Genomic DNA, 23,902 nt, shown 5'->3' with positions numbered 1-23,902 from the left:
TTGCATGCTTTAAGATAAACACTCTTGCAGAATTTCGTATTCAGATTTTTTTGTTCAGTAAGTATTCAGTTTTCAGCACATTATAGTCGTAAAAAAATCCGACCGATATCGGACTGCTATAACTTTTCGCGAAGAGGACTGACTGATGAGAGGAATGCTTAGACGTATATCGACAAGGACATTAGCTATATCGTCGCTTGCCGCGGTGATACTGTTAACTCTTTTAAGTCTATTTGCGCTACCGCGTTTGCAAACTCAATACAGTCTGAAACAGTTTCTTCCTAAAGATAATCCCCTTTTAAAAGAAGACGAAAAATCTCGCCAAGCATTTCAACTTTCTGAAGTTCAACCCTTCGTTATCACCGCTCAGGTTGCAGAAACAAATGACTGGTTTGATAAGTCACGTATTGACGCTTTAGCACGCTTGACGGATCTGCTGGCTCACTTTCCTGGAGTTAAAAACACATTAAGTCTGGCAACGGTTCAAGGCGCAATCAATAGCGACCAGGGCTTAAGCGTCGGACCCTTATTAAAAAGCCTGCCGACGGATAAATGGAAATCTGAGAGTTTAAGCAATCCCCTGATCTCCCCGACTTTGATCTCTAAAGATGGGAAGACTGCTTCGATCATCGTTAATATTCAGCTGCTTAATAATCATGACCTTAAAGACTTACGCCAAAACCTTGAAGTGACGGCGCAAGCCTCTATGCCTTTTGCAAAAATTCAAATTGGCGGCACACCAGCTGTTCAGACTGACGTTGGAGCTTTATTGCAATCTGAAATTCGCAACTTCGTCGTTCTGGGCGTTATTGCTTGCTTCATCGTTTTAGGTTTGATCTTTGCGAATTGGTCTCCGCTGATTATTTCCTTTATTGTTATTGTGTGCGCGAACATTTTGGTTTTGGCTATTATGGCCTTAGCAGGATTTCCGTTTTCAATTCTTTCTAGCACCATTCCGATTTTAACGACGGTCGATGTCGTGTCACTCTGTATTCACACGCTGTTAAGGTATGCGGAAGAAAAAAAGGCTGCCCCCCTTAAATCTCATGAAGAGATCGTGCGCATCACAATACGCGCGATCATCAAGCCCAACTTGATTGCTTCCACGACGACGATGATTGGCTTCCTTAGTTTACTGACAACCAATGTTCCATTGATTCGTGATTATGGTGTGACGGCAGCTTTATCGATTACTGTCGGTTGGGTTGTCACAACGGCATTGCTGTTGCCTTTAATGTTATTCTTGCGTGGTGCGAAGGCACGCGAATGGGCCTGGAGCAAAGCGCGTTGGGGTCTTTACCTATTCCGTCGTAGCGGCGTTTGGACTTTGGCCATTTTATTTGTGTCATTGGGTTTAGCTTTAAAAGGTCAAAGCCTGTCATGGTCTGCGCGTCTGTTTGATGACCTGCCTGGAAATCATCAAGTGCGTCTTTCAACAGAAACGATCGATAAAAAATTGGGCGGCATGATTCCTGTCGATATTGAAATTGAAGGCCAACAAGATGCGTGGAATGAACCGCGCCTTATTGAAAATCTGGATACTTTACTGACGGACATTCGCCAAACACCGGGTGTTGGCAGTGTCGTGGGTCTACCGGATTTAGTCGCGGCCGCAAATATCAATCACTTACGTTTGCCGGCAAGTCGCGGTTCGACGGCTGAAATTTTCTTTTTATATTCATTATCCAGTGAAAGCCCTTTAAAGAATTTCTTAAATGCCAACAGTTCGCGCACGCGTATTTCTGTTCGCACCCAAGACTTACCGGGCAATGAATTGCATTCGTTAGTTGAAAATCTTCGCAGCAAAACTGAAAAAATGTTTCCAACGATGTCCGTGAAAGTTACGGGCATGGGATCAACGATTCATCATTTGAATAACGACCTTTCGCATGAACTGATTTTCGGCTTTTGGCAATCGATGCTTGCGATCGTTGTGGTATTGATGTTCGTGTTTAAATCCTTGCGTTGGGCCCTGGTGGCTTGCATTCCAAATCTGGTTCCACCCGCGGCACTCTTGGGATTCTTGGCCGTTTCTGAAACGCCGATCAAACCCAGTGTGGCGATTATTTTTTCTATCGCATTGGGATTGGCATTTAACAATACGGTGTACTTGTTAGAGCGCCTGCGTGCGATTCAGAAAAATACCAAAAGCCGTGTTCTTGATATTGAAAAAACGCTGTGGCTTGAAGGTAATCCGTGTTTGATTTCAAGCTTAACGTTGCTTGCAGGGTTTTCTGTGTTCATGGCTTCGTATTTTGCAATGAACAGGATCTTTGGCTTTTACATGTTATTGTCAATGCTCGCAGGTCTGGTCGGTGATTTGATTCTTCTTCCAACGATGTTGAAAAGTTGTCCGTGGTTGTTGTCACCCGTAAAATGGAAGAAGGAGAAAATTATGGCAACAACTGGCGCTTTGATTTTGGCCTTCTCTATCTTTGCTTATCATCATTCGGCGAAAGCTCAACCGACAGCGGGTCCGTCATCGGCACGCAAGCCTGCACAAACAACGACGGCCATTCCTTCAGCCTTTACGGTCGAGCAAATCGGTAAAGAGATGAATTCCCGCATCACCACGAAAGATGAAGAATTCACAGTGCACATGAAAATCATCGAAGCCGATGGCAGTTCTAAAGATCGTGAAATGCGCATCTGGCGTATTAGCCCTGGAAAAAAAGATCACTCTTTGATGGTGCGTATGCAAAAACCTGCAGATCTTAAAGGAACCGCCCTGCTTGCTACCTTAAAAGGCGATAAAGAGGACAAATGGGTTTATCTGCCATCGACGAAACAAACTCGTCGCTTAACTGGGGAAAACAGTAAGGGTGGCATTCTTGGTTCAGAACTTAGTGCGGAAGATTTTGATTTCAATCGAGATCAATCTGCGGCAACAACCATCAAAAAAGAATTTGAAACAAACGGGCGCAAATACATCATCTTAGAAAGTGATGTCACTTCAACATCCGCGAATTATTCGAAAGTGCAAAGTTATGTGGCGGCTTCAGAATTCTTACCAGTGAAAGCCGAATGCTATGACAAACAAGGTAAACTTCTTAAGGTTATCGAATTTTCGAATTATAAAAAACTTGCTGGCAACAAATGGCGTGCTGAAAACATCAAGATCCGCAATGTGCAAAACAAACGCGGCACAGATATCACCCTGTCAGACATTAAACTGAATCAGGGATTGAAAGCTTCTAAATTTACTCCAAAATCTTTGGCTGATGACTAGACATGATTGAATCAAAAGCTCCATCGCTCTTCATTTTAGTGATGGTCTTTGAAAAGGTCTGCGCTAAGGCACGCCCTTCTTCATTGTCTTGAAAGGCGTAAAAGATTTCCTGACGTGAAAGTGGTTTGTTGACGTCGTATTCGATATTTTTAACACCACTTAATTCTAAAGCCTTAAGACCCGATCTTTCTTCCACAACAAACGCATCAATCTGCCCACTACTCAGTTTTTTCATGTTGCTGATATCGTCAGAGGAATAATCGAAGCTGATTTTTTTATTCGCCGTCAATTCCACCATGTAGGGATAACGGAATGTCAGTCCAACCTTTTTTCCTTCAAGTTCAGCGATCGATTTATAAGGCTTGCCCTTGCGGTAAAAGATAAAGTCAGTTTTAGCGTAAAAGGCAATCGAGCGCGCCGATTTTTTCGGAAGACTCACAGCCGCTGCTGGGAACCATGCATCCGCTTTGCCGTTGGCAAATATAAGAATCGACTTGCTTGGCGGAGTCACGCTGACTTCGACATTTAAATTATTTCTTTTGGCGATTTCTTTCGTCAACTCTATGAAGATGCCTGAATTCTTACTTTCAACCATCAAAGGAATTGGGAACGTCGAAAATTTAAGTGTTTTAGCAAAGGCAGAAGACGCACTTCCAAGAAGTACAAGAACGCCGATAAAAAGAAAGTTCAGAAAAAATGGCATAACTAAGTAACTATTTATTTAGTCACTTTGGCAAGGAATATTCAGAGTCCAGGAGTTACATTTTGACCAGAGATTTAAACAGAAAAGTTTTTACCACCAAGAGTAGAATTGCGTTTGCAATTAAAACCATCACGGCGAATGTATGCAAACCCTTGATCTTTTAAGGCGCGTTTTAAACTTCCGCGACACGCATAAGTCGTGAACATACTCTGTTCTGCGCTGCCATCTCGAAGCAATTGCTTTAAAAACTCTTCCTCCCACAAATAAGGCGTCGTCTTGGAGCTAAAAGCATCATACATGATGCCGTGATATCGCGAAGGCAAAGTGACGTCGGGAGCAAGAGCCGCATGAATATCTGTCACAGTCTTAAAGTGATCGCGTAAAAAACCTTTTAAAATATCTGGGGAAAAGTCCTGCTCTTTGAGTACGTGCTCTAACGCCAAATCATAGGTTGAACGAATCTCTGGCGAGATCTCGGGGCGATCGTACAACCATGCAAAGAAAAATTCGCGCAGCTCAGGAACGGATTCATAACTTGTGATAAGCCCTACATCCGACGATTTTTTACCTAATAACAAAGCTTCGCGTGCAATGACCATTTCGATATAGCCCATGCCTAAACCGACGATCAAAAAATGAGGATTGATAATCTTCTTTAAAACTTCGCGCGCGGGATTTCCGTAAAGCAAATTAGTTTCAGTACACGCACCACCAGAGTGATGCATCCATTCACCATGCGGGACCGTCGCATCCGTGGGCTCTAACAGACGAAGCGTTGGGCTGCCGTCGTTAGTGATAATGATCTCAAAGCCAATGTCCTTCCATGACTTCATTCGTTGACTTCCCGCAAAATAAATCTATATATGCCTTATGGAAAAAGGCTGGTTGGGACTTCCCTATCACACTATTAGCGAGCACTACAATCAACTCTTTGGTGAGAAGGTTTATAAAATCCCTGTCACCGTGGTTGATAATTGCCCGAACCGTATGGGTTTAAAGGGCATGCAGACGTGCGTATTCTGTGATGTATGGGGCTCCGCCGCGAACAAAGAGTCCTTAACGATGGAGCTGCGTTCGCAGATTGAAACGTATCACGAACGAATTTCTCGTCGTTATAATGCCAAAGCCTTTTTGATCTACTTCCAAGCTTATACAAACACGTTCACGAAAGTCTCTGCCCTTCGTAACAACTTCGATATTGCGTTGTCGTATCCATGGGTCAAAGGCTTTACTTTGGGCACTCGTCCCGACTGTTTGTCGAAGTCTGTTTTAGATTTGTGGAATGAGTATCACGAAAGATCGTTTGTCGCCGTTGAAATGGGCGTACAAAGTTTCTTCAATGATCAGTTGGAATTCATGCGCCGAGGCCACACGGCTGAAGCATCCATCGAAGCGATTCACAAAATCGCTGACAACACGAAAGTGGATCTGGGCATTCACTTGATCTTCGGAAATCCCGGCGAAACCGATGAGCAGATCGTGAAAACGGCAGAGATCGTAAACTCTCTACCGATTACAAACGTGAAACTCCACAATATGCACGTTCTTAAAAACACACCTCTAGAAGATATGTATCACCGTGGAGAATTCACTCCGATTGATCGCGAGACCTATACCCAACGTGTGGAGCTGTTCCTGCAACATCTTTCTCCGCGCTTTGCTATGCACAGACTGGCCGCTTATTCTTCACGCTGGGATGAACTTGTAGCACCCGAGTGGACGAAAGATAAAATGGGCACGCATCAGTATATTATTGATCAACTACGAGCAAAATCGGCTTATCAATCGCAGTTTTTCAGCGCGCAAACAGATGCGGACGTTGAAGCACAGAAATTTTTGGCAAAAAAGGCGCAAAGACTTTTTTAAAATTTGCTGAAAATCTCATCAATTTAAGATCGTGTAAGACCAGTACAGGGAAATTCGATTTAGAAAACCAGAAAACAAGGGTTTAACGCTCCACCAAAGTCCTGCCGACGGAGAAATGCTCCGTTTTGCTCTCTTTTTTTGCACGACAGACGAGTCAAGAATATCAATATGACTGCTTAATTGATGAGCAACGTCACAAAAAAGTTAGCGTTAAGTGAAAAAATATCCTTGCAACTTATCCGAAAGAATTACACAGTTGGAATTGAGATCGATACCCGCCTTATGGACAAGGCACCTATGAATAACCCCTAGATATAGGGGTCAACGAGGGAGGTTCGAAAGCTCTTTAACTGTCTTACACTTCGGCTCCGCCGAAGTAGGATTGGCCAAAAAGCTAAATCCAGGCACGCGAGAGAACTAGACTAACAGCTAAGGATTAGCAACTCAGTCTCAACCAATCACTACATTTATATATTGAACCAGTGTCTGAATTTCTACGAGGGGTAAAAATTCGGAGACGGGATTTTTTTGCCCAAATGGAACGGGGCAGAGGGGATACATCATGTTGGAAACAACAGCTCACATCATGAGAGTTAAAAAAAGAGATGGCACGCTTGAGCCGGTCGACGTCACGAAGATCGTTGAGCGCGTTACAAGAAACACACAAGGCCTTACTCAGGTCGATCCACTTCGCGTTGCGACTAAAGCAATCAGCGGTCTATATGATGGTGCGACGACAAATGAGTTGGATAACCTTTGTATCCAAACAGCTTCTTTATTGATCGGTGAAGAGCCAGAATATTCTCGTTTGGCTGCCCGTCTTCTATCTGTCTATGTAGATGAAGAAGTTCGTTCACAAAAAATCCAATCTTTCGCTGATTCAGTAGCGTTTGGTTTCTCTGCGGGTCTTCTTTCTGAAGAGACTTATAAATTTGTTGAAGCTCATAAAGCAGCTTTGTGCGCAGCGATCGAACCTTACAGAACAGACCGTTTTGAATACTTCGGTTTGAGAACTGTTTACGATCGTTACTTGTTGAAAAACCCACTTACACGTCAGGTGTTTGAAACTCCTCAATACTTCTTCATGCGTGTGGCTTGTGGTCTTGCTCAATCAGTTGATGAAGCTGTCGAATTCTATCGTTTGATCTCTTCTCATGATTACATGGCTTCTACGCCAACATTGTTCAACTCTGGTACTCAACGCCCTCAGATGTCTTCTTGTTATCTATTGGATTCTCCAGCAGATGATCTTGAAGCTATCTATAAGAAGTACACAGACATCGCTTTGCTTTCTAAATTCGCAGGCGGCATTGGTGTTGCTTACTCTCGCGTTCGTTCCCGCGGTTCATTGATCAAAGGCACTAACGGTCACTCAAACGGTATCATTCCTTGGTTGAAAACTATGGATTCGTCTGTAGCAGCAGTAAATCAAGGTGGTAAACGTAAAGGTGCAGCGTGCGTGTATCTTGAAACTTGGCACGCAGATATCGAAGAGTTCCTAGAACTTCGCGATAACGCTGGTGACGAAGCAAAACGTACTCACAACTTGAACTTGGCAAACTGGGTTCCAGATTTGTTCATGAAACGTGTTGAAGCTGATGCGATGTGGTCACTATTCGATCCACGCGTGGTTCCTCACTTCGTAGACACTTATGGTCCAGAATTCGAAGCGGCTTTTGAAGAAGCTGAAGCGAAAAAACTTTACATCAAACAAATCAAAGCTCGCGACCTTTACTCTCGCATGATGAAAACTCTTGCGCAGACAGGTAACGGTTGGATGACATTTAAAGATGCATCTAACATGAAAGCGAACCAAACTGGCGAAAAAGGCAATGTGATTCACTTGTCTAACCTTTGCACAGAGATTCTTGAAGTGACTTCAAGCTCTGAAACTGCGGTTTGTAACTTGGGTTCAGTCAACTTGGGTCGTCACGTTGAAAACGGTCAGTTCAATTTCGAAAAATTGGCTAAAACTGTTCGTACAGCAGTGAAATACTTGGACCGCGTAGTTGATATCAACTTCTACCCTATCCAAACTGCTCAAGATTCAAATCACAAATGGCGTCCAGTTGGTTTGGGCGTTATGGGTCTTCAAGATGCGTTCTTCCAATTGAAGTTGCCATTTGACTCTGCTGCGGCTCGTGATTTGTCAGCGAAAATCCAAGAAGAGATCTACTTCAACGCGATCACTACTTCTTGCGAATTGGCTGAAAAACATGGTCCTCACGGTGCTTACGAACAAACAAAAGCTGCTAAAGGTTTGTTGCAATACGACCTTTGGGGTGTGACTCCTTCTCAACCAGAGCGTTTCAATGCTTTGAAAGAGAAGATCAAAAAGCACGGTTTGCGTAACTCATTGGTAATCGCGATTGCTCCAACTGCAACTATCGCTTCTATCGTTGGTTGCTACGAAGCTATCGAGCCACAAGTATCTAACTTGTTCAAACGTGAAACACTTTCTGGTGAATTCATGCAGATCAATAAGTACTTGGTGTCTGACTTGAAAGCAGCTGGTTTGTGGAATGAAGATCTTCGTAACGAAATCAAATTGAACGATGGTTCAATTGATGAAGTTGCTGCGATCCCACCACAATTGAAAGAGTTGTATCGCACGGTTTGGGAAATCCCAATGAAGTCATTGATCGACATGGCTGCTGATCGCGGCGCTTACATCGACCAAGCTCAATCTTTGAACTTGTTCATGGAAAGCCCAACAATCGGTAAAGTTTCTTCAATGTACATGTACGCGTGGAAAAAAGGCGTGAAAACGACTTATTACCTTCGCTCTCGTCCAGCGACTAAGATCGCAAAAACGACAGTGAAATCTTCTGGCATGGGCGCGCTTGATTCACAAACTGCAGCAAACTCTATGGATGCATCGGCTGGTGCCGGCAGTGCCGGAGCGACGGCAGTCGCGCAGGCTGAAGCAACTCCTAAGAAGACGTACACAGACGCTGAAGTGATCGCTTGCTCTCTGGAAAATCCAGAAGCTTGTGAAGCTTGCCAGTAATTTTTGATATTTAATTTTTATTTCACGGGCCCTCATGACGAGGGCTGGAGAACGTTATGATTCTAGATCCGGGCTTTAACCTTACACTTCGTCCAATGAAGTATCCTGTTTTCTTCGAAATGTACAAAAACGGGATCAAAAACACTTGGACAGTTGATGAAATCGATTTCTCAACAGACCTAGTAGACCTTCACTCTAAAATGACTCCGGCAGAGAAACATTTGATCTCTCGCCTGGTAGCATTCTTTGCGACTGGTGACTCTATCGTTGGTAACAACTTGGTGTTGAACTTGTACAAACACGTGAACTCACCAGAAGGTCGCATGTACCTTTCTCGCCAACTTTATGAAGAAGCATTGCACGTGCAATTCTACCTAACTTTGTTGGATAACTATATTCCAAATCCAGACGAGCGCGCTGAAGCGTTTGCTGCGGTTGAGAATATTCCATCAATCAAAAAGAAAGCAGACTTTGCTTTCAAATGGATTGATTCAATCAACGAATTGCACACTCTTGAAACTAAAGAAGACCGTCGTCGCTTCTTGATGAACTTGATCTGCTTCGCAACTTGCGTTGAAGGCTTGTTCTTCTATGCAGCGTTCGCGTACGTTTACTTCTTGCGTTCAAAAGGTCTTTTGCAAGGTCTTTCATCTGGTACAAACTGGGTGTTCCGTGACGAATCTATGCACATGGCATTCGCACTGGAAGTGATCAAAACAGCACGTAAAGAAGAACCAGATCTTTTCAATTCGCAAATGGAAGACATGGTTACACAAATGCTTGAAGACGCTATCGAGTGTGAGATGGAATTCGCTAACGACGTTCTACAATTGGGCGTTGCGGGTCTTTCTCCAAAAGATATGCGCCAATACCTTGAGTATTGCGCGGATCAACGTCTAGAAAGTTTGAACATCGCTCCTCGTTACAACGTGAAAAATCCATTCGCGTTCATGGAGCTTCAAGACATGCAAGAGCTTGCTAACTTCTTCGAAAGACGCGTTTCTGCTTACCAAATGGGTGTAAGCGGTGCGGTTGCATTCGATGAGGCGTTCTAGTCTCTGGATTTTATTATTTATTCTATGCACAGGGGTGGGCTTCCTTCACGGATTCCTGCCCCAAGGCATTTCTAGGGACTACATCATCCGTCCCACTAAAGTTCGCATTCTGACAACAGACGAACTTTTATTTCCTAAAGAGTTACGCACACTGATCGAAGACGAACTTCATGTGAAACTTGAAGTGATTCTGACACGCGATTGGAACACGCTTTTAGCAAATACAGTTTCAACGCCATCTGAAGACATCGTTTTTCTTCCATCGTATTGGGCAACGACTTTAAGACAGCAAAACTTGCTCAGCAACTTGAGCATTCACGATGTTGAACTTCAACAACGAGTTGCCCCGGACTTCTTAGATAAATCATCGAACTCTGCGCGAACTTTTGATTTTTTACCGTTTTATTGGATTAAGACGGGCTTTAAAACGACAAACGATCAGAGCTTTGAAGCCTTTTTGCGCAACAAAAAAGATTCGACTTTATTCCTATTAGCCGATGAAGATTTGATCTTGAAACACTTCCAAGCCTGGGATGAGCAAGGCCTTACTCCCATGGTGCAACAAAAGAAAATTCTGACATTGCAGCTTGAAGAGCTTTTAAAAACAGACCGTGTTGGAACTATTGAGCTTCCGGTAAACGAAGCACATACAGATCTTCAAGCCGAAGATCAATTAAGTGCGTTGCTAGTTTGGGGAGCTGTCGTTCCTTCGAATTCAGACAAAAAAGATTTAGCGGTAGAGATTTTAAATCTGCTCACAACGCCATTGCTGCAAGAGAAAGTTCTTGTGCAAACGCCGTTCAACAGTACGTTTACACAAGTTTCAGACAAAGCTCTTCCTGTGCAAAGAAGAGCTTCCTATATCCGCGATCTACAACTGAAAGATACTTTGCTGATCGATCAAAAAGACGTTGATGCAAAGTTGAAGCTTAAAACTAAGTACGGCGTTACTCTGTAAAAGAAAACGCCGCCTTTGATTAGTCTTTCAAACCGTAAACTGTTCCATCGATAATCACATAACCCGAATCGTGATGGCTGCTTGTTGAACCATGCACCCAGTGCAGAATCGCTCCGTCTGGCGATGCCGGATAGTTTCCAGCGCGTTTGTTTGAAGTGATGTAATCACCACAAGCTTCAATTTCAGCACCTTGATGTAAAGCTTGTTCAGTCATTTTACCGAATTTTTGATTGTAGATAATTTCAATCGTCGCGCGCGGATCATCGCCGATTCTTACCTGAAAATGACGGTGACCCGTTTTGTCTTTATAAAGACGAGTCAATACGCCGGCCAAGTGGCCACGGTTTTTGTATTGATTTTTAGAATGAATTTTCCAGTCGATGATTTGCTCGTTATTCACATCCAACGGCTGACCTTGTGCCATGCACAGTGGGCTTTCCGAAGCAAAGGCTGAGCTTGAAAGAAGAACGAAGAAAGAAACGATACCTAAAAGATGCTTGAACAAAGATGACATGTAACCCCTCCTGACAGAAAGGGTTAAACAGGATGGACGCAAAGTCACAGTAAAAACTCTATGACTTTACGAATCGAAACAATATCAAAATAATGAAAATTTTAAACCGCTTTTACTCGGTAAAATTTATTTTTCTGCTTCGACTTTTACTAATTTATTTTTTTGAATTTTCAAATGCGCTTCGTGAGATTCGCACACTGTTTTTTGATCATCACAAACATAGAAGCTGACTGTGAATGATTTATCTTGGACTTTTGAAACGTCAAAGATCATTTTTTCAGTATCTTTTTTTACAGGTTCCGCAGAACCCATTTCGCCATCCATGTACAAACCTGCTGGTGATTCCATCACGAAGTGGAAACCTTTTTCCAAAGTCACAACAAGCTTCTTACCAGAAAGCTTAATATGATCTTTACCATCAGTGATACGAGCTTGTGAAATTGCAGGGATAACCAAGAATAATGAAAGCAAAAGAACTTTGAAGTATTTCATGCTTTCATTAGAAGTTTTGCGAGAAAGGCTGTCAACGACTTCGCGCAGCCTTCAGAGAATTTGGACTATCTGATTACGCTGATTGTTTTAACGGAATTGGCGTCGTTTTGAATAGGATTCATCGAACTGTCATATACTGTCATGACCATTTTTATAGTATTCATGCCCGCGTCCAAACTTGTCGCGCTTCCCACGTAATTAAAGCGACCATTTCGACAAACAGCTACATTCGTCGCGCCCTTAATATCTGTGCCTGAAGCAGGTCCTCGATAAGTACCATCAACGGTGTTGATGCGAGTGAATGCAATCTGATTTGTTGGATAAGTTGACGTATAACAAGAGCCCGAAATCTCATACGTCGTCGCACCAGACACCATTGAAAGACTCGTCGAATCCGTCTGCAAATAAATCTCTGTGGAATTAGGAGTGTTATCAACAGTGTGAGTTGAAGACTCTGTGGCTTCATCTGTTAATAGGGAGTTGTCACTTAAATTAGAGCACGCCACTAAGCTTGAAAAAGCCATAGCTGTCGCTGCAATAGTTAAAACGGACTTCATAATTCCCCCACTCACTCTAGGATAATGAGGGAATCGGCACTTTTGAATTACTTCTTAATGATATCTCTAACTGAGACAGTAAATCGTTCCAAAATGAGAGGATCAAGGAACAAGAAATACGTCGACATCATCGTCATAGCAAAAGCCCCTAGACCCATGAAGATCGCAATCCCTGAGTGAAAGAACACGCCCAATGCCAACCAGAAGTAACGAGTCTTATTCCACGAAACCATCGCTGGGAAATAGATTTCATAAATCATCGTCGAGTAAGCAATCATCGGAATCACCCACGGAACGTTTCTTAGGAAATCAAAATTGGCTGTCGTCATTTGCGGATTAGCAAGAACACTCCACAACGCCGTTCCATCCCACCAGCTCATGCCTTTCAGTTTTTCCCAACCTGTATAGGCATAAAGAACTGAGATCTGAACTTGCATCATACGAATCATCATGGAACTGACCATATCACTTTGCTTAAATACGGTCTTTTTGCGGAACAAATTCAAAACACTCAGGCGTTCACAAGATTGAGTGAACGACATATAGAACAAGAACAAGGCAGCGATAATATCCGCACCAAAATTTGCGGCATAGTTACGTTGAATAAATGCGGCATCTAAAATCCACGCAAGCCACATGATCCAGCGACCACCAATACCCAAAGTCAGTAAACCCAAAAGCACAACCAACAAAACGTGCGCGATAGGATTCATCGAATCAGGCCACATCATCCACATGAATAAGGGCTTATACAACTCTCCCATCACATCCAAAGCGTGAATGCGCGGAATCCAGCTGGCATCAGTGTAGTATTCCAGATTCGCCAAACGAACCGCATACAGATAGAACATCGTTCCGCACAAAGCGATACGCATGAATGCTAGGCCCAACAAATTTCTAGGACCAAACCAGAAATGATCCCAAACCTTCGCAGCGTGAGTCAGATATTTTTTAATCATAGAGCCTCCTCATCCGGAGTTGCCGTACAAGAGACTGACTCATGGACATACTGAAGTTCTTGGGAAAGATCTTTGATGATCTCATCTTTATGAGTCACCACTTGATCTAACATTGGCACTGTTTCAATAACGTGCTCCATGTCGACCGATGAAGCCCCCGGATACTGACGACACAGCCACGGGCCCATAAAGACTTTTAAACGCTTGGGATCGATGACCATAAAACGCATCACATACAGTTCACGTTTGCGGAATGTCGAAGTGACGGGACGATTTTTTTCCGGAGGGAAATACCCTTCAATAGGATCTTTGGTTGGATTGCCTTCGCTGTCTGCGAAGTTGATCATGTAGTGAATGTACATTGTGTGCGCTGGATCTGGAGAAAAGAAATTCCAGCTAGCGTTCAGCCCCACAGTGTTGGCGTAGGGCGTGATAAATCTGGAACTGACGCGCCCAAAATAGGCTCCTATATTGGGCATCACCAGCATCGTAAAAATATTGTATACAATCCAAAGGCTTAATAGAGCCTTAGATAGAAGATTCGCTTTCTTCATCAATATCGTCCGCTTCTCCTAAGAAAGGAAGTTCGTCGTCTTCCGACTCTTCCTCGCCATCAGCGAACAATTGATCATCGGAAGCCACATGAATATCTTCATCATTGTCGAAAGCTTCGACCGCATCCGTCAATTCATTTTCTTCTCCACCCATGATCTCATTTTCGATTTCATCGGCAGAAGCTTCCATAGTCTCTGAAGATTCTGAACCTTCAACAGATTCAGTTCCTTCTGAAACAGCAGAATTTTTATTTTTCAATGCAGCCATTTTTTCTGCATTTTGAGCTTCTTTGATTGCTACCAATGTTGTGCCAGCAGCCAAAGCTTCATCAAATTTCGTCAACCAGTTTGCATCACGAGTCGACACCGGTTCACCCATCGCCAACGCTTCACGGATGTTTTGAGCACGCTCTTGATCGCGTTTTTCAGCTTGGCGACGTTTTTCTTCTTCAAAGAATGTTGAAGATGTAGAGATTTCTTCCAATTGCGATTGGATTTTCATCAATTCTTCTTCACCAGAAGAGTAACTGACTTCGCCTGTATTTTGCGACATTGAATCAGTCACAGAAGCCAATGTCGGTTTTTCTTCCGCTTGAACTTCATCAATACCTTCAGGCAACAATTCGTCGATTTGTGACAATGTTGGAAGCTCTTTCAATGAACGAAGACCAAAGATCTCTAAGAATTTTTTCGTCGTACCGTATTGCATAGGACGACCAGGCAACTCTGATTTACCTTCGAAAGTAACCAAGTTCTTTTCCATCAATGCGCGCAACAAGTGACCAGACTCTACGCCACGGATTTCGTCGATTTCCGCTTTAACCGCAGGTTGTTTGTAAGCCACGATCGAAAGGACTTCCAAAGCTGGACCAGACAATTTGAATTGGCGAGTTTTCAAAGTACGCTTCAAGAACTCCATATTGTCGATCTTAGTGCGAAGTTGGTAACCACCTGGAACTTCTTCCAAAGTAACACCACGACGACCACCGGCGTATTCAACAGCCAATTGATCCAAAGCTCTGCGGATTTTATCAGTACGGATGTTCGTACCTTTAAACAACAATTTCAAAGACGCTAGGCTTACTGGGCGATCGCTCGCGAAAAGAACCGCTTCAACGATAGATTCAAGGCGTTCTTCTTCTACGAATTCAACTTCTTCAATTTCAGCGGAATCAAAGCCATCAAGCTCTGTACCTTCAACAGAAACGTCGTCGTTACCTTCAGCGGCTTCCATTTCTTCTGTTTCTTCATCAGAAGCTTCTGGCAAGAAACCTTCAGACTCTTCTTCTTCACTTAGAAAAACAGAAGCATCTGCTTCGATACCGTCGAAATCAGCTGACATTTCTTCATTTTCAGCATCAACGTCCGCAGCTTCCATTGCTACTTCTTCAGTAGCCACTTCAGCTTCAAGAACTGCCGTATCGGCTTCGTGAGTTTCAACTTCTACAACTTCAAGATTTTTCTTTTTTCTTGCCATCTTATACTTCCGTCACGTCGTCTTTAAACAATTCATTAGATGCTTGAACTTCAGTCACTTCAGATTGAAGTTCTTCGCTTGCAGCGATTTCTTCAGAAATTACTTCAACAGTTTCATTTCTGATTTCTTCAGCAGCCGCATCCGCTTCAATCACTGCTGCAATTTGCGCTTCTTCAACTTCAGCAGTTGAAGCTTCGAAATCCAAATCAGCCAATTCAGCTGTTGGAATTTCTGCCACTATTTCAGTTTGAACTTCTTCAACTACTGTTTGAGCTTCTTCCGCAATCACTTCAGATTCAGCCATCATCATTTCTGAATCAGCGATGATTTCTTCAGTTGCAATTGCAGCTTCTTCAGAAACAAAAACGGCTTCTTCTGACTCCATTGCAGCTTCAACGACAGCTTCTTCAGCGATCATTTCTGATTCTGCTGCTACTTCAGTCGCGTTTTCTTCAACAGTCGCTGGTTCTAGAGCAAAAGTGCCTTCCACATCAAGGATAGGTTCTGCAGCCAGACCGTCTTCAGCTTCAGCAGCTAGGATTTCGTCATCAGATGCGATGTCTGAAAGATCCAAAGCAGCCATTTCCATATCGAAGCCCAATTGATCTGAAACTGGTTGCGCTTCAGCCGAAGCCTGTTCGGCCGCTTCTTCAGCTGCCAATTCCGCTTCCAAATCAATTTTTGCAGAGTCCGCCATCATTTTTGCAGCGACTTCATCCGCACGCATAGAATCGTATTCTTCAACACGAGCTAGAACGTCTGTTTCGATTGGTTTTTTTGTATCAACCCAGATGTCGCCATAGTTTTCTGATTGGTAAAGGCTAACAAAGCCCATTTTACCAAGCTCAAGCAATGACAAGAATGTGATCAAGGCCTGACGAGCACGCTCTTCAGTTGCTGTCACAAGTTCCATCATTGTGATGCGTTTACCTGGGATCAAACGATCTTTAATATCCAAAACGCGGCTTGCGATAGATTGCGCTTTCGCTGCGACTTGGTGGAATTTCTTTTTCATTGAGCGCAAAGCTTTACGGTAGGAACCGATCAAAGAGAACAATGCGTTCTCTTCAAGAACGATTTCCTCTTCCATTTGCGCAAGCGATTCACGTGTACCACGCAACCAAACGTCACGACCGACAAGCGGGCGATCATAAAGAAGCTTCGCAGCCTCTTGGTACTTTTGGTACTCAAGAAGTTTTTGAACAAGTTCTTTACGTGGATCTTCTGTTTCGATCACTTCACCATTTTCGTCATACTGAGGAAGAAGCATGCGCGATTTGATTTGAATCAATGTCGAAGCCATAGCGACGAATTCGCCGGCCACTTCAAGATCCAGCTCTTTCATCAATTTGATGTAATCGAAATATTGCTTAGTGATCTCATGGATTTTGATATCCATGATGTCCATCTCTTCCTTGCGGATAAGATAAAGCAGAAGTCCCAGTGGGCCTTCAAATTTAGGCAGCTGTACCGTAATACTCATGAACTAGTCCCCTCTACCACTTCATACTAGAACGCACTATATCCAAAGTCTTTTGAGCTTCCTTGCGTGCCTTGGCGCTTCCAGCGGCGATGATTGAATCAAGCTGAGTTGGATTATTCAACAACTCTTTTTTCTTTTCTCTTGGCTCTGCCGAGATTTTCTCAAGGTTCTGAGCCAAGCGCCCCTTACAGTCACCGCAACCGATTCCTGCGGAGCGGCATCCCGCTTCCACCCACTGCAAATCCTCTGCAGTAGAGTATAGTTTATGATAACCATAGACGGAGCACTTCGTCGGTTCGCCAACGTCTTCTCGACGCACGCGCGAAGGATCTGTGACCATCATGTTGACCTTTTTCTTTAGGTCTTTTTCTGAATCTTCCGTCAAATACAAAGTATTGCCGTAAGATTTCGACATCTTTCTTCCATCTAAACCCGTGACTAACGGAATTTCCGTCAACATCGGAGTCATCTCTGGAAGTTTCGCTTTATATAAATGATTAAAACGGCGCACGATTTCGCGCGAAATTTCCAAGTGCGAAACCTGATCTTGGCCCACTGGAACTTTTTGTGCGCGGTAAATGGCGATGTCAGCTGCTTGCAACACTGGATACGCAAAGCGACCCAGGTTGTGCGTGTCATTCGCTTTCATCTCTTCCACGGCGTCTTTCCACGTGTTCACACGCTCAAGCCAACCCATTGGAGTGAGATTCATAAAGATCATGAAAAGTTCGATATGCTCTGGAACCTGACTTTGTACGAAGAGTGTACATTTCTCAGGATCGACTCCCCACGCGATAAACTCCGCGATCATTTCGCGAGTCCATGGCGCAATTTCTTTTGGCGATTTATAGGCAGTAGTCATTCCATGCCAATCCATCGCACCAAAGAAACATTCGTAGTCATTTTGTAAAGAGACCCAGTTTTGAAGCGCGCCGAAATAGTGACCAATGTGCAAACGGCCCGTCACGCGCATCCCTGACATCACTCTTTGTTTTCGTGCAGGTACTACCGGTGTAACAACGTCTGAAGCGGAAGTAACTACATCACTCATACGCCGAAACCGCCCAGAGCAAGAGTCACAAGATGTTGATAACCCCAGAATACGGGAATCGCCAAGACACGCAAAGTTCCTGTCAGAACCAATGCCATCAAGATCATGCTTGTGATGTGTTCGTTTTGTTCCAATTTATAATTCAATTGCGCAGGCAAGAAGCGCGCAAGAACTTTACCACCATCCAGTGGATGAAGCGGAATCATATTGAAAACAGCCAAGAACAAATTAGTCACGATGAAGGCTTTTAAAATTTCAATCAGACCACTTGCATAAGTCGCTGTGAAAAAATATTTCGCAACAACTGCAATCAAGAAGGATCCGATAACAGCCAATAACAGATTTGATAACGGACCTGCGAGTGCAATCCAGAACATATCTGTGCGGGGATTTTTAAGATTGCGTGCATTCACTGGAACTGGTTTTGCCCAACCGAAGAAAATCGGTGTCGCTAAAACAATTGATACCAATGGCAAAATCAAAGTGCCGATCAAATCCATATGTGCGATAGGATTCATCGTTAAGCGACCCATCATCTGCGCAGTGTTATCACCGCGGAGACGCGCCACCCAACCATGTGCAAACTCATGGAAGCACAGAGCAAAAAGGAACGGGATAAAATAAATGCCAATCTTGGCGCCGATTTCGACAAAATCCATATTCATACTCCAGAAGCTTAAAATCATACCTAGACTCTTGTCTAGCGTGACGAATCACTTGCACATTTAAAGTGCAGTCAGTGTAACACAGCTTGTTAAGAGAAAAGCTCCCGTCTTTCCAAGCTCTTGAATAAAAGTTGCGAACTGGATATGGTCTTTCGACTAAATAAGACCACTTAAGGGAGATACCATGTCTGACGTAACTAATGCACGTCCTGCACTTACAACTCTATCTGAAGATGAGTTGGCATTCCGTGACGCTGTAAGATCTTTTGCTGAATCTGAAATCAAACCTCATGTGACACACATGGACGAAGAAGCAAAGATGAAACCAGAAATCCTAACGAAACTTTTCGAAATGGGATTGATGGGTATTGAAACTCCAGAAAAATACGGCGGCGCTGGTTCAACTTTCACAATGGCATGCTTGGCTGTTGAAGAGATCGGTCGCGTAGACGGTTCAGTCTCTGTACTTGTTGACGTTCAAAACACTTTGACGACAAACGCATTCCTTAAATGGGGTACTGAAGCGCAAAAAGAAAAATACTTGGGCGCAATGGCGACTAAATGGGTTGGTGCTTACGCTTTGTCTGAATCATCTTCTGGTTCTGACGCTTTCGCATTGAAATTGAAAGCTGAAGACAAAGGTGACAAATGGGTTTTGAATGGTTCAAAACTTTGGATCACAAACGGTAACGAAGCTGAAGTTTTCATCTGCTTCGCGAACATGGCTCCAGAAAAAGGCTACAAAGGCATCACAGCTTTCATCGTAGAAAAATCATTCAAAGGTTTCAAAGTTGGTAAAAAAGAAGACAAATTGGGTATCCGCGCGTCTTCAACTTGCGAATTGTTGTTTGAAAACTGCGAAGTACCAAAAGAAAACGTTCTTGGTGAAGTTGGCAAAGGCTACAAAATCGCTATCGAAACATTGAATGAAGGTCGTATCGGTATCGGTGCGCAAATGATCGGTATCGCTCAAGGTGCTTACGAAGCAGCTTTGAACTACGTTAAAGGTCGCGAGCAATTCGGCAAACCAATCGCTCACTTCCAAGGTGTGCAATTCCAATTGGCTGAAATGCGTACTGAACTAGAAGCAGCACGTTTGATGGTTTACAATGCCGCTCGCTTGAAAGACGCAGGTCTTGATTTCATCGAATCAGCAGCGATGGCAAAACTTTACGCTTCTCGCGCAGCAGAGAAAATCACTTCTAAAGCTATCGATCTTTTTGGCGGTAACGGTTTCACAAAAGAATACCCAGTTGAAAAGTTCTGGAGAGATGCAAAAATTGGTCAAATCTATGAAGGTACGACTAACATGCAACTTCAGACGATCGCTAAAATGGAGTTGGATAAATAGTCAGAATACCTGGCAGCTACTTCAGCCTGCGGTCTTCCCAGACCTCCGGCACTGTCGGCTGCCGCCGTACTGGACTTCATCGCAAGTCGGGATCATGATGAGAGTCATGAGACCACTTGCGATTTTTTTTGCTTCCATCTTGTTCGTACTTAATTGCGAAGCTGCGGAGAAATCTCCAGCGGTGTTTCGTCTTCACCTAGCAAACGAACCAACAAACGTTGATCCCAACAAACAAAAGACTTCTGCTTCCAGTTATTTTTTAGGGAATCTATATCGCAATTTATTTACTTTCGATGATGACAAGGGTTTACTTCCCGATCTTGGCGAATCTTGCACACGTCAGAAAGATTCTTCTCTCGTTTGCAAAATCAAAAAAGATTTAAAATGGAGTGACGGCTCCCCGCTCACATCGGCGGACTTTCTTCGCACTTATAAAAAAATCCTTGATCCCAAAACCGCAGCTCCCCGTGCCGATTTACTTTTTAAAATTAAAAACGCCGTCGAGATTTATAAAAAACAAAAAGACATGGCAACTTTGGGAATTACGGCTCCCGATGCGCTGACTTTGAAATTTGAATTCGCAACACCTGACCCGGATTTCCAATACAACCTTACAAACTTTGTATTAGCCCCTACCAAAGAAGATCTTGGCGTGGTGTCAGGCCCCTATAAAATCAAACAATGGTTAAAAGGCGAACGAATTATCTTAGAAGCCAATTCATTTTACAAAGGTGGTCACTCAGCAAGACCCCCTGTGGAATTTCTATTCATCGAAGAAGACACAGTTGCTTTACAACTTTATGAAAAGAACGAATTGCAGTTCTTAAGACGTCTTCCCACTTTATTTATTCCAAAGTATAAAGCACGCAAAGACTTCTTCTGGGTTCCCGTCACGCGTTTTGATTATTTTGGTTTCGGGCCTGAGCTTGCTGACAAAGAAGATATTCGCAAAGCATTTACATACTCTTTAAATTATGAAGAGCTGCAAAAGATTTTCTCGTCAGATAGTAAACCTGGCTGTGCCGGACTGCCTGATTCGTGGTTCCCTCATAAAGCGCCTTGTTTTGATTTTGATCTTAAGAAAATTCCTAAGATTCAAACCGATAAAACTTATGCTGTGATGTTTTCAGCCTTAGGTGGCGAAGATCACAAACGCGCGACCGAATGGATGCAGGAACAATGGCTTAAGAATGCGCATTTGAAAACGACCCTGCAAGTTCGTGAAAACAAAGTTTACTTAAACGAACTTCAAACAAAACCACCCGCTATTTTCCGTAAAGGTGTCGCTCCGGATCGCCCGACGTGTTTGGCGGCGCTTGAAACGTTCTCAGAAACGAATCCCGAAAACTACATTCGCTTAAAAAGCCCCGAGTACCAGAAGATTTTGGAAGCACTTGGCAGGTCTAGTAAAGTCACGGAACAAAAGAAATACTGCCTAGAAGGCGTGCAATTTTTGATGAACCGTCACTTGCTGATCCCGATGGGGGCGATCCACTTTTCAATTTTGGCCAAACCAGAATTTACCGGCTGGCACCTGAATCAAATGAATCAGCTGGACTTGTCTATGTTGCATTCCAGCCCTTAAACTAGATTTCATATGACATCATCAGCTCAGTCCGTCGATATTCACAAAGATCAGATCATTTTCAACGAAGGCGATGCCGGAGACTGCGCTTACATCATCGAAAAAGGCCGAGTCCTTGTTTTCATCACCAAAGATCGTGAAGAAATTCCGCTTTCTATTTTAGGCGAAGGCGAAATCTTCGGAGAGATGTCATTAATCGACAACCAAAATCGTTCTGCTTCTGTGCGTGCCCTTGATGACGTCACTTTAGGAATCGTCACAAAACAACAACTTCTAGAGCGTATTTCAACTGCCGATACCGTTGTGCAATTATTGATGCGCGTATTATTAAAACGCCTTCGTCGCAACAACACTCACAGCCGCGGTATCACGCGCGTTGGTGAAATTCAGATTGAAAACACGGGTGTTGGCGACGACAGAACCCAATCCGCGCTTGATCAGATCAAATTGGAAAACCAAATCTTCCTGGCTTTCCAAAACAAAGAATTTGAATTGTTCTATCAACCGATCGTTGAATTGAAATCTCGTAAAATCATTGGCTGTGAAGCTTTGATTCGTTGGAACAGTCCAACGCAAGGGATGATTTCTCCGAACGTGTTTATTGATGTGATCGAAAACTCTTCAATGGTTATTCCGATTGGTCACTGGATTATTAATCAAGCTCTTAAAGATTTAAAATCGATCCGTGATCATTTACACGCAACTCATAAAAACAAAGTTGCTGATGAATTCATGATGAGCATCAATATCTCAGGCCGTCAGTTCACGCATACGGATTTCGTGAACAACTTGGAAGATCTTCGTGAAAAGCACGATATTCCAACAAAAAATATCAAACTTGAGATGACTGAAAGAATTATGATGGATGGGGCGATTGCCCTGGACGCTCTTCAACAGTGCCGCGCTCAAGGTTATGCGATTTCTATCGACGATTTCGGGACGGGATTTTCAAGTTTGCAGTATTTAACGCAAATGCCGATCAGCTTCTTGAAAGTAGATCGTTCGTTTGTCATGAAAGTTTTAAGCGATCCGAAATCACGCGCGGTTGTCAGTTCCATCATCCACTTAGCGCACGCTATGGATATCGAAATTATCGCCGAAGGTATCGAGACAAACGAAGAATGTATCGTGCTTGAAACTTTAGGTTCACGCTATGGCCAAGGTTATCTATTCTCGAAACCTGTGCCATTCAAACAATTCATGACTTTGATCTAAAAGATACTATGACAGCTTGGTGCGTTTACGCGCATCAAGTTTTGATTTACGGTTTTATCCACGTCGACTTTAATTTTTAAGCTCTGTAATTTCTGTTTAATCAAATCAATCGATGACCCTAGCAGGTAAGTTCTAAATGCCTTTTCAACAACCGGCGACCACGCTTTAGGACGCGCCAATGGCACGATTACAGAGTGTTGCATCTTCTGCATCGTCTCAAGATCAAAGATCCACGCCGCGTCTTTCATTTGCAAAAGCTTATCATCATTAAATCCTAATTTTTTGCGCAGTTCAAAATCGATCCGTGCGCCATCAAGATCTCGGTAATAAACTTTCCCTGTGAATCGGCCCTCTTTATCCATTTCTAATAAAGTATTTTGCTGATGCAGCTCTAATACAATTCCACTTGCGGCGGCTTGTTTGAAAGTTTCCACTAATGATGGGATGAGTTTTTCTTGCACGATGGATTCAATACTCTCGCCGCTGGATTTGGCTTCCTTTTCTAATAGCGAGCCTTCAGGATGCTTTGCTAAATACGATAACAACGGCACAAGAGTTTTTTCGCCGTTAATAATTTCTTTGGGGATTTCACGAACGATAAAACCAAAGGGGCTTTCTGGCGTTCCATCGTAGACACCCAATGATTCTTTCAAATAATGAAATCCCGAAATTTTCGCAAGCTCATCGCTAATGGCGAGCGCTCTGGACATTTGCAACGGATACACGGTGCGAATCGCGCCATTGATTTTTTGCGGCAGCGACACCTTGACCATCAAATCGCCAACGAAGAAAGTTCGCGGGGACGTTGTCGCGCGCGCTTGAACTTGGGTGAGCTTTCCTTGGGGAATCAGTTCTTTAAATAACTCCAAGGCTTTGGGGTGAATGTAGAATTTAAAGCGACCTTCGGGGGTTTGCATCTTTGCTAACAATTGCGGATCAATCGTCTGCGACGAAAGAATTCCAATTTTTTCGGGCGCAATTTCCAAAACAAAAAGCGTCTCAGTTTGATACGACTGCAATTCTGCAGCAGATGGAAGTTGATGGTAAACCACCGGGTTCAACTGTAAATCATTGCGCTCAAGTTCCCATTTTTGCCAGCGACTAAGCTCTGCAAATGCTTGAGAAAGAAAGAAAAAAGGAATGAGTAACAAGATCCACTTCATACCTCGAGAGATTGC

At 43.4% G+C, this 23,902-nt stretch carries 20 protein-coding genes; 8 read left to right on the top strand and 12 right to left on the bottom strand.

What is annotated here, in order from left to right; translation table 11 throughout:
- Positions 1-205: 205 nt before the first annotated feature.
- Positions 206-3,229, top strand: coding sequence for an outer membrane lipoprotein-sorting protein (locus DOE51_RS09415; RefSeq protein WP_246845525.1), 3,024 nt, complete (start codon positions 206-208; stop codon positions 3,227-3,229).
- Here DOE51_RS09415 and DOE51_RS09410 read toward each other — a convergent pair.
- Positions 3,201-3,932: an ABC transporter substrate-binding protein gene (locus tag DOE51_RS09410; RefSeq protein ID WP_142696284.1), complete on the bottom strand. Its 732-nt coding sequence runs from the start codon at positions 3,930-3,932 to the stop codon at positions 3,201-3,203. The two genes, DOE51_RS09415 and DOE51_RS09410, sit on opposite strands and share 29 nt — an antisense overlap.
- Before the next feature lie 74 nt (positions 3,933-4,006).
- Positions 4,007-4,765, bottom strand: a complete 759-nt coding sequence (locus DOE51_RS09405) for an MnmC family methyltransferase (RefSeq protein WP_142696283.1) — start codon at positions 4,763-4,765, stop codon at positions 4,007-4,009.
- Positions 4,766-4,802: 37 nt separating this feature from the next.
- Between DOE51_RS09405 and DOE51_RS09400 the strand changes: the two genes are divergently transcribed.
- From DOE51_RS09400 to DOE51_RS09385, 4 genes are all read left to right on the top strand, one after another.
- A complete protein-coding gene (locus DOE51_RS09400; RefSeq protein WP_142696281.1) occupies positions 4,803-5,798 on the top strand; it encodes a TIGR01212 family radical SAM protein in 996 nt (331 codons plus the stop codon).
- Between the two features lie 562 nt (positions 5,799-6,360).
- On the top strand, positions 6,361-8,808 hold the full coding sequence (locus tag DOE51_RS09395) for a ribonucleoside-diphosphate reductase subunit alpha (protein ID WP_142696280.1): 2,448 nt from the start codon (positions 6,361-6,363) through the stop codon (positions 8,806-8,808).
- A gap of 56 nt (positions 8,809-8,864) precedes the next feature.
- Positions 8,865-9,863 carry a ribonucleotide-diphosphate reductase subunit beta gene (locus tag DOE51_RS09390; RefSeq protein WP_142696278.1) on the top strand — a complete coding sequence of 333 codons (999 nt, stop codon included), beginning with the start codon at positions 8,865-8,867 and terminating at the stop codon, positions 9,861-9,863.
- Between the two features lie 34 nt (positions 9,864-9,897).
- On the top strand, positions 9,898-10,821 hold the full coding sequence (locus DOE51_RS09385) for a hypothetical protein (RefSeq protein WP_246845524.1): 924 nt from the start codon (positions 9,898-9,900) through the stop codon (positions 10,819-10,821).
- Between the two features lie 19 nt (positions 10,822-10,840).
- Here the strand turns inward: DOE51_RS09385 and DOE51_RS09380 are convergent, their stop codons facing one another.
- From DOE51_RS09380 to DOE51_RS09340, 9 genes are all read right to left on the bottom strand, one after another.
- Complete coding sequence (locus DOE51_RS09380; RefSeq protein WP_142696275.1) at positions 10,841-11,335, bottom strand: DUF3465 domain-containing protein; 495 nt, start codon at positions 11,333-11,335, stop codon at positions 10,841-10,843.
- A gap of 126 nt (positions 11,336-11,461) precedes the next feature.
- Complete coding sequence (locus DOE51_RS09375) at positions 11,462-11,827, bottom strand: hypothetical protein (protein WP_142696273.1); 366 nt, start codon at positions 11,825-11,827, stop codon at positions 11,462-11,464.
- Positions 11,828-11,892: 65 nt separating this feature from the next.
- On the bottom strand, positions 11,893-12,384 hold the full coding sequence (locus DOE51_RS09370) for a hypothetical protein (RefSeq protein WP_142696272.1): 492 nt from the start codon (positions 12,382-12,384) through the stop codon (positions 11,893-11,895).
- Positions 12,385-12,431: 47 nt separating this feature from the next.
- Positions 12,432-13,343 (bottom strand): HTTM domain-containing protein, encoded by a 912-nt coding sequence (locus DOE51_RS09365; RefSeq protein ID WP_142696271.1) that lies wholly within the window; start codon positions 13,341-13,343, stop codon positions 12,432-12,434.
- Positions 13,340-13,897, bottom strand: a complete 558-nt coding sequence (locus tag DOE51_RS09360) for a hypothetical protein (protein ID WP_142696269.1) — start codon at positions 13,895-13,897, stop codon at positions 13,340-13,342. The genes DOE51_RS09365 and DOE51_RS09360 overlap by 4 nt, the downstream gene beginning before the upstream one ends.
- Positions 13,872-15,374 carry an SMC-Scp complex subunit ScpB gene (gene scpB / locus DOE51_RS09355; RefSeq protein ID WP_142696268.1) on the bottom strand — a complete coding sequence of 501 codons (1,503 nt, stop codon included), beginning with the start codon at positions 15,372-15,374 and terminating at the stop codon, positions 13,872-13,874. The genes DOE51_RS09360 and scpB overlap by 26 nt, the downstream gene beginning before the upstream one ends.
- A 1-nt stretch (position 15,375) precedes the next feature.
- A complete protein-coding gene (locus DOE51_RS09350; protein WP_142696266.1) occupies positions 15,376-16,857 on the bottom strand; it encodes a ScpA family protein in 1,482 nt (493 codons plus the stop codon).
- Positions 16,858-16,870: 13 nt separating this feature from the next.
- A complete protein-coding gene (gene trpS / locus DOE51_RS09345) occupies positions 16,871-17,908 on the bottom strand; it encodes a tryptophan--tRNA ligase (protein WP_142696265.1) in 1,038 nt (345 codons plus the stop codon).
- Positions 17,905-18,567 carry a site-2 protease family protein gene (locus DOE51_RS09340; RefSeq protein WP_142696264.1) on the bottom strand — a complete coding sequence of 221 codons (663 nt, stop codon included), beginning with the start codon at positions 18,565-18,567 and terminating at the stop codon, positions 17,905-17,907. The genes trpS and DOE51_RS09340 overlap by 4 nt, the downstream gene beginning before the upstream one ends.
- Positions 18,568-18,757: 190 nt before the next feature.
- Here DOE51_RS09340 and DOE51_RS09335 point away from each other — a divergent pair, with 190 nt between their 5' ends.
- From DOE51_RS09335 to DOE51_RS09325, 3 genes are all read left to right on the top strand, one after another.
- Positions 18,758-19,924, top strand: coding sequence for an acyl-CoA dehydrogenase (locus DOE51_RS09335; protein ID WP_142696263.1), 1,167 nt, complete (start codon positions 18,758-18,760; stop codon positions 19,922-19,924).
- A 106-nt stretch (positions 19,925-20,030) separates the two neighbouring features.
- Complete coding sequence (locus DOE51_RS09330; RefSeq protein WP_142696262.1) at positions 20,031-21,509, top strand: peptide ABC transporter substrate-binding protein; 1,479 nt, start codon at positions 20,031-20,033, stop codon at positions 21,507-21,509.
- A gap of 12 nt (positions 21,510-21,521) precedes the next feature.
- Entirely contained in the window at positions 21,522-22,724 is a 1,203-nt protein-coding gene (locus DOE51_RS09325; RefSeq protein ID WP_142696260.1) for an EAL domain-containing protein, read from the top strand.
- Here the strand turns inward: DOE51_RS09325 and DOE51_RS09320 are convergent.
- The gene (locus tag DOE51_RS09320) at positions 22,721-23,887 is read right to left on the bottom strand and encodes an IucA/IucC family C-terminal-domain containing protein (protein WP_142696259.1); all 1,167 of its coding nucleotides are present in this window, start codon (positions 23,885-23,887) and stop codon (positions 22,721-22,723) included. The genes DOE51_RS09325 and DOE51_RS09320 overlap by 4 nt on opposite strands.
- Positions 23,888-23,902 lie beyond the last annotated feature (15 nt).

Source organism: Bdellovibrio sp. NC01, assembly GCF_006874625.1.
Lineage (GTDB): Bacteria > Bdellovibrionota > Bdellovibrionia > Bdellovibrionales > Bdellovibrionaceae > Bdellovibrio.
The sequence above is the reverse complement of the archived record's forward strand: the minus strand, read 5'-3'. Positions and strand labels throughout refer to the sequence as shown.

Bases quoted from the DNA above. Each gene is read 5' to 3' on its own strand.
- DOE51_RS09410 (WP_142696284.1), bottom strand. From the start codon at position 3,932: ATGCCATTTTTTCTGAACTTTCTTTTTATCGGCGTTCTTGTACTTCTT.
- DOE51_RS09405 (WP_142696283.1), bottom strand. From the start codon at position 4,765: ATGAAGTCATGGAAGGACATTGGCTTTGAGATCATTATCACTAACGAC.
- DOE51_RS09400 (WP_142696281.1), top strand. From the start codon at position 4,803: ATGGAAAAAGGCTGGTTGGGACTTCCCTATCACACTATTAGCGAGCAC.
- DOE51_RS09395 (WP_142696280.1), top strand. From the start codon at position 6,361: ATGTTGGAAACAACAGCTCACATCATGAGAGTTAAAAAAAGAGATGGC.
- DOE51_RS09390 (WP_142696278.1), top strand. From the start codon at position 8,865: ATGATTCTAGATCCGGGCTTTAACCTTACACTTCGTCCAATGAAGTAT.
- DOE51_RS09380 (WP_142696275.1), bottom strand. From the start codon at position 11,335: ATGTCATCTTTGTTCAAGCATCTTTTAGGTATCGTTTCTTTCTTCGTT.
- DOE51_RS09375 (WP_142696273.1), bottom strand. From the start codon at position 11,827: ATGAAATACTTCAAAGTTCTTTTGCTTTCATTATTCTTGGTTATCCCT.
- DOE51_RS09370 (WP_142696272.1), bottom strand. From the start codon at position 12,384: ATGAAGTCCGTTTTAACTATTGCAGCGACAGCTATGGCTTTTTCAAGC.
- DOE51_RS09365 (WP_142696271.1), bottom strand. From the start codon at position 13,343: ATGATTAAAAAATATCTGACTCACGCTGCGAAGGTTTGGGATCATTTC.
- DOE51_RS09360 (WP_142696269.1), bottom strand. From the start codon at position 13,897: ATGAAGAAAGCGAATCTTCTATCTAAGGCTCTATTAAGCCTTTGGATT.
- scpB (WP_142696268.1), bottom strand. From the start codon at position 15,374: ATGGCAAGAAAAAAGAAAAATCTTGAAGTTGTAGAAGTTGAAACTCAC.
- DOE51_RS09350 (WP_142696266.1), bottom strand. From the start codon at position 16,857: ATGAGTATTACGGTACAGCTGCCTAAATTTGAAGGCCCACTGGGACTT.
- trpS (WP_142696265.1), bottom strand. From the start codon at position 17,908: ATGAGTGATGTAGTTACTTCCGCTTCAGACGTTGTTACACCGGTAGTA.
- DOE51_RS09340 (WP_142696264.1), bottom strand. From the start codon at position 18,567: ATGGATTTTGTCGAAATCGGCGCCAAGATTGGCATTTATTTTATCCCG.
- DOE51_RS09335 (WP_142696263.1), top strand. From the start codon at position 18,758: ATGTCTGACGTAACTAATGCACGTCCTGCACTTACAACTCTATCTGAA.
- DOE51_RS09330 (WP_142696262.1), top strand. From the start codon at position 20,031: ATGAGACCACTTGCGATTTTTTTTGCTTCCATCTTGTTCGTACTTAAT.
- DOE51_RS09325 (WP_142696260.1), top strand. From the start codon at position 21,522: ATGACATCATCAGCTCAGTCCGTCGATATTCACAAAGATCAGATCATT.
- DOE51_RS09320 (WP_142696259.1), bottom strand. From the start codon at position 23,887: ATGAAGTGGATCTTGTTACTCATTCCTTTTTTCTTTCTTTCTCAAGCA.